At 67.7% G+C, this 7839-nt stretch carries 7 protein-coding genes; 5 read left to right on the plus strand and 2 right to left on the minus strand.

Features of this window, described 5'->3' with window-relative positions; genetic code table 11:
* Positions 1-16 precede the first annotated feature (16 nt).
* Together HA052_RS24205 and HA052_RS24210 are read left to right on the plus strand one after the other, a co-directional pair.
* Positions 17-2710: a nitrate reductase gene (locus HA052_RS24205; RefSeq protein WP_166453969.1), complete on the plus strand. Its 2694-nt coding sequence runs from the start codon at positions 17-19 to the stop codon at positions 2708-2710.
* Between the two features lie 84 nt (positions 2711-2794).
* The gene (locus tag HA052_RS24210) at positions 2795-3562 is read left to right on the plus strand and encodes a type 2 periplasmic-binding domain-containing protein (protein ID WP_166453970.1); all 768 of its coding nucleotides are present in this window, start codon (positions 2795-2797) and stop codon (positions 3560-3562) included.
* A 13-nt stretch (positions 3563-3575) separates the two neighbouring features.
* On the opposite strand, the gene HA052_RS24215 is transcribed toward HA052_RS24210, so the two are convergent.
* The gene (locus HA052_RS24215; RefSeq protein WP_166453971.1) at positions 3576-4364 is read right to left on the minus strand and encodes a DinB family protein; all 789 of its coding nucleotides are present in this window, start codon (positions 4362-4364) and stop codon (positions 3576-3578) included.
* Between the two features lie 219 nt (positions 4365-4583).
* Here HA052_RS24215 and HA052_RS28055 point away from each other — a divergent pair, with 219 nt between their 5' ends.
* Together HA052_RS28055 and HA052_RS24225 are read left to right on the plus strand one after the other, a co-directional pair.
* The gene (locus HA052_RS28055) at positions 4584-5693 is read left to right on the plus strand and encodes a methyl-accepting chemotaxis protein (protein WP_277345152.1); all 1110 of its coding nucleotides are present in this window, start codon (positions 4584-4586) and stop codon (positions 5691-5693) included.
* On the plus strand, positions 5686-6150 hold the full coding sequence (locus HA052_RS24225) for a GNAT family N-acetyltransferase (protein ID WP_346774586.1): 465 nt from the start codon (positions 5686-5688) through the stop codon (positions 6148-6150). Before HA052_RS28055 ends, HA052_RS24225 begins: the two co-directional genes overlap by 8 nt.
* A 153-nt stretch (positions 6151-6303) precedes the next feature.
* Here HA052_RS24225 and HA052_RS24230 read toward each other — a convergent pair whose 3' ends face one another.
* Positions 6304-6738: an anti-virulence regulator CigR family protein gene (locus HA052_RS24230; protein WP_081545641.1), complete on the minus strand. Its 435-nt coding sequence runs from the start codon at positions 6736-6738 to the stop codon at positions 6304-6306.
* A 145-nt stretch (positions 6739-6883) separates the two neighbouring features.
* Here HA052_RS24230 and HA052_RS24235 point away from each other — a divergent pair, with 145 nt between their 5' ends.
* Entirely contained in the window at positions 6884-7813 is a 930-nt protein-coding gene (locus HA052_RS24235) for a chromate resistance protein ChrB domain-containing protein (RefSeq protein WP_206119036.1), read from the plus strand.
* Positions 7814-7839 lie beyond the last annotated feature (26 nt).

Below are 7839 nucleotides of genomic sequence, written 5' to 3' on the forward strand. Positions count from 1 at the left end.
ACCCGGGAACACCGCCATGACCACCACCCCCTCCACCTGCTGTTACTGCGGCGTCGGCTGCGGCGTGCTGATCCACAGCGACGGCGCGCGCATCACCGGCGTAGAAGGCGACCCTGCCCACCCCGCCAACCACGGCCGGCTTTGCACCAAGGGCCTGGCGCTGGCGGACAGCTGCGCCAGCCTGTCCGGCCGAGCGCTGCACCCAGAACTGCGGCTGACCCGCGACGCCGCGCGCCGGCGCGTGGACTGGAACGATGCGCTGGACACCGTGGCCGAGCGCCTGGCCGGCGTCATCCGCCGCCATGGCCCGGACGCGGTGGCGGTCTACGCCTCCGGCCAGTTGCTGACCGAGGACTACTATCTGTTCAACAAGCTGACCAAGGGCCTGATCGGCACCAACAACATCGACACCAATTCCCGGCTGTGCATGTCCAGCGCCGTCAGCGGCTACAAGCTGGCGTTGGGCGCCGACGGCCCTCCCACCTGCTACCAAGATCTGGAGCTGGCCGACTGCGTGCTGCTGGCCGGCAGCAATACGGCCTACGCCCATCCGGTGCTGTTCCGCCGGTTGGAAGCGGCCAAGGCGGCGCGGCCGGATACCAAGTGGATCGTGGTGGACCCGCGCCGCACCGACACCGCCGCGCTGGCGGACCTGCATCTGCAGATCCAGCCGGGCAGCGATGTGGCGCTGTTCAACGGCATGCTGCACCACCTGATCTGGGAAGGGCTGATCGACGAGAGCTACATCGCCGCCCACACCGAGGGCTTCGACGCGCTCAAGCGCCTGCTGCGCGACTATTCGCCGCGCCAAGCCGCCGGCCTGTGCGGCATCGCCGAGGCCGACCTGACCACCGCCGCCGAATGGTTCGGCCGCAGCCCTGCCAGCCTGTCGCTGTATTGCATGGGCCTGAACCAGTCCAGCCACGGCACCGCCAAGAATCTGGCGCTGATCAATCTGCACCTCGCCGCCGGCCAGATCGGCCGCCCCGGCGCCGGCCCCTTCTCGCTCACCGGCCAGCCCAACGCCATGGGCGGCCGCGAAGTGGGCGGCATGGCCACCATGCTGGCCGCCCACCGCGACATCGCCAACCCGCAACACCGCGCCGAAGTGGCCGCCCACTGGGGGGTGCCGCCGGAGCGGCTCTCCGACCGGCCCGGCCTGCCGGCCATCGCGCTGTTCGACGCGCTCAAGGCCGGCCAGGTCAAGGCAGTGTGGATCGTCTGCACCAACCCCGCCCACTCTCTGCCGGACCTGGAACAGGCGCGCCAGGCGCTGGCCCAGGCAGAGTTCGTCATCGTCCAGGACGCCTACGCCGACACCGACACCGCCGCCTGCGCCGACGCGCTGCTGCCGGCAGCCAGTTGGGGCGAGAAAGAAGGCGCGGTCACCAACTCCGAGCGCCGCATCAGCCGGGTGCGCGCCGCCGTGCCGCCGCCGGGCGAGGCGCGCGCCGACGGCTGGATCGCCGCCGAAGTGGGCCGCCGCCTGGAACGGCTGCTCTATCCGGACGCGCCCAGCCTGTTCCAAAACAGCGAGCCGGGCGCGGTGTTCGCCGAACACGCGGCGCTGACCGCCGGCCGCGATCTGGACATCAGCGGCCTCAGCCACGCGCGGCTGGAACGGGACGGCCCGCAGCAATGGCCGTTCCCCGCCGGCGCGGCCGCCGGCCAGGCTCGGCGTTACGAGGACGGCCGCTTTCCCACCGCCAGCGGCCGCGCCCTGTTCCACGCCACGCCCTATCGTCCGCCGGCTGACGCGGTCAACGCCCACTATCCCTTCCGCCTGCTCACCGGCCGGCTGCGCGATCAATGGCACGGCATGAGCCGCAGCGGCAGGGTGGCGCGTCTGTTCTCCCACGCGCCGGAACCCACGCTGGACATGCACCCGGCCGACGCCGCCCGCCGCGGCCTCAAGGCCGGCGAACTGGTCCGGGTGGAAAACCGGCGCGGCGGCCTGGTGCTGCCGCTGGCGCTCAGCGAGGAACTGCCGGGCGGCAGCGTGTTCGCCGCCATGCACTGGAGCGGTCAGCACCTGGACAGCGGCGGCGTCAACCAGGCCTGTTCGCCGGCGGTGGACCCGCAATCGTTCCAGCCCGAGCTCAAACACGCCGCGGTGCGGGTGGAACGCGCCGAACTGCCGTGGCGGGTGCGGGCCGCCAGCCGCCACCCGGATCTGCCGGCGCTGCGCGCCCGACTGCAACCCTTGCTGGCCGGCTGCGGCTACGCCGCGATCAGCCTGCGGCCGCCGGACATCCTGGTCCTGAACGCCGCCCATGCCCAAGCGCGGCCGGACTGGCTAAGCGAGCTGACTTGGCTGCTGGATCTGGACGGCGGCCCCCAATTGCAAACCTTCAGCGACGCACGTCGCGGCCTGGAACAACGCATCGCCTGGCGCGACGACGCGCCCTGGGCCTTCGTCTTCGCCGGCGGCCAGGACGACGGCGGGCGGCTGCTGGCCGCGATGCAAAGCGGCCAGCCTTGGCCCGGCAACCGGCTCAGCGCGCTGGTCCCCGGCGTCGCAACCGTTTCCACCGCCGCACGCATCGTCTGCAACTGCCTGCAAGTGGACGCCGAACGCATCCAGGCGGCCATCGCCGACGGCGCGGACCTGGCCGGACTCAAGGCGCGGCTGGGCTGCGGCGGCGTTTGCGGCTCCTGTCTGCCGGAACTGAAACGGCTGCTGGCGCGACAGACAGAACGGGAATATTGAAACCCCGCCGCAGAACTCTATGCTAAGGAAGTCCGGCGCTGTTACCCTCTGCGCTGGCGATAGCGATGGATGCGTGGATTGGGCTTGAAACAGATAGGACTGCTGGTCGCGGCGCTGGCCGCGCAGCCGGCGGCGGCGGCGGCGCTGGACATGGTTTACGGCGCGGTGGCCTCGGACCCTTATATGAGCGGCGAAGGCGATCAGATGCCGCCCCACCCCGGCGCGGTGGTGGAAATGGCGCAGGCGGCGGCCAAGGGCTGCCGGATCGCGCTTAAGCTGTCGCGGCTGCCGGGCAAGCGCCTGCTCACCGAGATGCAGCACGATCAGCACGACGCCGCCTTCATGTTTTCCCACAATAAAGAACGCGAAGCCTATTTCGACTACCCGATGCAGGGCGAGGAACCCGATCCGCGCTACCGGCTGACCACCTTGGCCTATTCGCTATACGCGCTGAAAAGCGCGCCTCCTGCCTGGAACGGCAAGAACCTGCCGGCGCTGGGCGCCATCGGCGTCAACGCAGGCTGGTCCATCGCCGACGATCTGCGCGCCAAGGGCGCCCAGGTGGAGGCCGCCAAAGACACCGAGATGAACTTCCGCAAGCTGCAGGCCCGCCACATCGCCGCCTACGCCACGCAAAACCACATCGGCGACCGCTATCTGGACGACCACCCGCAAGCCGGCATCGTCCGGCTGCAGCCGCCGCTGTCGCGCAAGGACTACTACTTGGTGTTCGGCAAACGCTGGCACCGGGACAATCCGGCCTTGGCGCGCTGCCTGTGGCAGCAGATCGGCAAACTGCGCGAAACTCTGCTGCCCGCGCTGCTGCGCCAGCCCTGGTATCAGCAGCCCTGAGCCGGGCCGGCGCTCAAGCCGGCTCGCCGCCCAACTCCGCCGTCAGTTCCTCCACCTCCAGCAAATGGGCGCGGTCGTGCTGCAACATGTCCTCGGCCAGATCCTCCAAGCTCATCCGCCGCTCGCCGCCAAACAGGCATAGCCGCCCACGCTGCGCCGGTTCGGCGCCGGCCAAGGCTGCCAACAAATGCCGCCGTCCGGCCAGAAAATCGTCCAAGGCCGCGGCCCCGTCCTGTTCCAGATAAGCCAGTTCGCGCGACATCTCAGTACCGTCCACCGAGGCGATCTCCGGCATGTCCTCGGTCAATACCCGAGCCACCCGCTGGCAGAAAATCCGGTCCAGATCGCGCAAATGACAGGCATGCTCCACCGCGGCGAAATCGATGCCGTCCGGCCGCCGCCTCCAGTCCGCGGCCGGAATCGCGCGCAGCGCCGCCGCCAACTGGGCCGGCATCGCCCGCAAAGCCTCCAACCGCTGCGCCCAATCCAGCTGTTGCGGCGTGGCCGTCCACACCACTCCGTAAGTGAAATAGCCGCCCGGCACCCGGCCGCGCGGCCGCAGCACCTCGTGATGATGACGGCGCATCACCTCCGCCACCATCGCGCCGCAAAACTGGCGCGCGCCGGCATCCGCCTCCAACTCCGGAAACAACTGGCGCACATCGTGGACGATGGCCGCCACCGCCGGCACCTCGGCGCGCGATAAAGCCGCGTATTCCACATAGCGTTGCGGCGTGTCGATCAAGGCCTCAAGTTGGCGGCCCAGCGCCTGTTCGCGAAAGGTATCGAAACGGGAATGCATAACCACTCCTTTTGTAACGTATCAAAATGATACCTTAGTAAACGAACAAACAGCCGTCAACCCTGATTTTCGTCATAAGCATGCAGATATAAACAAGACAAATGATTGCAGATTCATGACGGCATTCGGATAATGCTAAACGTTTATTTAAAATTACCCGGCGACAGGCAAGCGTCTACCACGCTCGTCCGTCCCGGCTGGCGTCACAAGGAGATGGGAATGGGGTTCTGGAACAAGGCCGACACCGCGCGACAGCAAGCGGAACTGTTGCAATGCAGACAGGAAGCCGAGCAGCTCCGCACGGAGCTGGGGCACACCCGCGCCCGCGCCGACGAAGCGGAAAGCCAGTTGGCGGCCAGCCAGGCCAAGAACCAGGAACTTCGCGGGCTGATCGCCAATCTATCCGCCTTCGCCCAATCGATGACCGATACCCAGCAATCGCTGGCCACCCTCTCCAGCGTGATGAGCCGAGAGAAAGACCGCGCCGTCGCCGCTCAGGACATCTCGCTGCACAGCCGCCAATCCATAGACCAGATCGCCGCCGATCTGTCCAAGCTGGCCGGCGCCTCGCAAGGCGCGGCGGAAAAAGTGGGGGAACTGGACGCGCGCGCCCAAGAGGTGGGCGGCATCGTGCAATTGATCCGCGACATCGCCGACCAGACCAATCTGCTGGCGCTGAACGCCGCCATCGAGGCCGCGCGCGCCGGCGAACAGGGCCGCGGCTTCGCCGTGGTGGCCGACGAAGTGCGCAAGCTGGCCGAACGCACCGCCACCGCCACCGCCGACATTGCCAAGCTGGTGGAGCAGATCCGCGGCGACAGCGCCGGCAGCCGCAGCCAGATGGGTCAACTAGCCGAGCAGGCCGCCCGCTTCAGCCAGGACGGCGAGGCCGCCGCCGGCACCATGAAGCAATTGCTGGACATGTCCACCAGCATGGAAGGCAGCATCGCCGCCTCCGCGCTGCGCGGCTTCTGCGAACTGGCCAAGATGGACCACCTGATCTACAAATTCCGCGTCTACCAAGTGATGTTCGGCTTATCCGACGAAGACATCGGCCACTTCGGTTCCCACCAGCACTGCCGCTTCGGCAAGTGGTATTACGAGGGCGAAGGCCGCGTCAGCTTCTCCCATCTGCCCGGCTTCCGTGAAATCGAAGCGCCTCACGCCAAGGTGCATACCGCGGCGCTGGACGCCTTGCGCGCCCACGCCGACGGCGACAGCCGCGCCGCGGTGGAGCATGTGGCGGCGATGGAAGCCGCCAGCCTGCAAGTGTTGGCCGGGCTGGAACATATGGCTAGCGCCGGCGCCGCGGAACCGCGCCGTGGCTGAGGCCGCGTTCGCCATCCGCCCCCTGCAAGCCGGCGACTACGCCGGTTGGCTGCCCTTATGGCGCGACTACAACGCCTTCTACGGCCGCGAAGGCGCTACCGCGCTGCCCGAGGAAGTGGAGAGGGAAACCTGGCGCCGCCTGCTCGCGCCGACGGAACCAATGCACGGCTTGGCCGCGGTCGCCGGCGACGCGCTGCTGGGCATCGCCCATCTGCTCTACCACCGCAGCACCATCCAGATCCAGGACGCCGCCTATCTGCAGGACCTGTACGTGGCGCCGACGGCCAGAGGCGGCGGCATTGCCCGCGCGCTGCTGCGGGCGGCCGCGGACCGGGCGCGCGAGGACGGCGCCGCCATGCTGTACTGGCGCACCGCCGGCGACAATCACACCGCGCGCCGCTTGTACGATCAAGTCGCGGAGCTGTCGGACGCGGTGATCTACCGCCAAGTCTTGTAAGAGCCTGTTCACGATCTCGCGAGCAAGAGCGAGACAAGGCGAAAACAAGCGAAAAAGCGGAATGTACACGTGGTACATGAGCATTTTGAGCTGGTTTTTAACGCCGTATCGCCGCAGCGCAGCAGATCGTGAACAGGTTCTAAGCCGACCGGATCAGCGCAACACGTCCAGCAAGATATCCGCTATCAATCCGCTAGCCGCCACCAGCACCAGGTCCGCGCCCACCGCCCGCCACTCATAACCGGGGTGGCGCGGCAGTTGGCTCAGCAAGGGCGCCGGCAATACTTGCTTGGCGATGCCGGGCGGCAAGGGCTTGCCGCGCGCCAGGCGCTTGCGCATGCCGGGCGGCAGCGACTTATAACCGGTCACCCCGGAGTCCAGCGCCAAGCGCCGCGCCGCGGCGACGCTGATGCCCGCCGCCGCCAAATCCTTGTCCGCCCGCGCCGGCGACGCCTCCCTGTCCTGATCTTTATCCTTGTGTTTGCCCTGGCCATGACCCTGGCCCTTGCCTTCCGGCGGATTGGCCAGCGTCGGCGCAGCCAACGCCGCCGCCAACAACAACACAGACCATTGCTTCCATCGCTTCATCTTCGTCTCCCCTCTCTGTTGAGCCCGATTTAGATTATCGACCAAACGCCGGCCAAGTTTGAGTCCGACTTCGACATGCGCTCCAATGAATATATATTGATCACTACATAATTGTAGAATACGCTACACAAAAATGGAGCGCATCATGGACTGGCTGCTGTTGATCACTTCCTTGCCCACCGAAAACGCCACCGCGCGCATGCGTGCCTGGCGCGCCTTGAAAGCTTGCGGCTCCGCCGCGCTGCGCGACGGCGCCTACCTGCTGCCCGGCGGCGACGCCCGCCAGCAACAGCTTGAGGCCATCGCCGCCGATATCCAGCAACACGGCGGCATTGCGCGCTTGCTGGCCTGCCGACCGCTGGACCTCAGCGATTTTCCGCCGCTGTTCCAGCGCGACGCCGACTATCAACAACTGCGGCAGGACATTCAGGAACAACTGCGCGGCCTGGACCCCGACAACGCCGCCGAGCGGCTGAAACAATGGCGGCGGCTGGGCAAGGCCCTCGCCGGCATCGCCGCCATCGACTTCTTCCCCGGCGCCGGCCAAGAACAGGCGCAGGCCGCCTTGCAACAACTGGAAGCCGCCATCCAGCAGCAATTGTCGCCGGGCGAGCCCCATAGCCTGGAGATGCGCATCCCGCGACGCGCCGTGGCCGAGCACCAGGGCCGGACCTGGGCCACTCGCCGCCGCCCCTGGGTGGACCGGCTGGCTTCGGCCTGGCTGATTCGACGCTTCATCGATCCACAAGCACGCATTCTGTGGCTGGCCGCGCCCGGAGACTGCCCGCCGGACGCCTTGGGCTTCGACTTCGACGGCGCCGCCTTCACCCATGTCGGCGACAAGGTCAGCTTCGAAGTGCTGCTGGCCAGTTTCGGCCTAGACGCGCCGCCGCTGCGGCGGCTGGCCGCGCTGGTCCATTATCTGGACGTGGGCGGCGCGCCGCCGCCGGAAGCCAGCGGCGTGGAAACCGTATTGGCCGGCCTGCGCGCCGCGCTGAGCGACGATGATCAACTGCTAGCCGCCGCCGCCAACATCTGGGACGGGCTATACCAGCAATTCGCCAAGGAAGCCTGAACATGCCGCCCAACCCTCCCCTAAGC

The sequence above is a fragment of the Chromobacterium fluminis genome (genome assembly GCF_011602385.1).
Taxonomy (GTDB): domain Bacteria; phylum Pseudomonadota; class Gammaproteobacteria; order Burkholderiales; family Chromobacteriaceae; genus Chromobacterium; species Chromobacterium fluminis.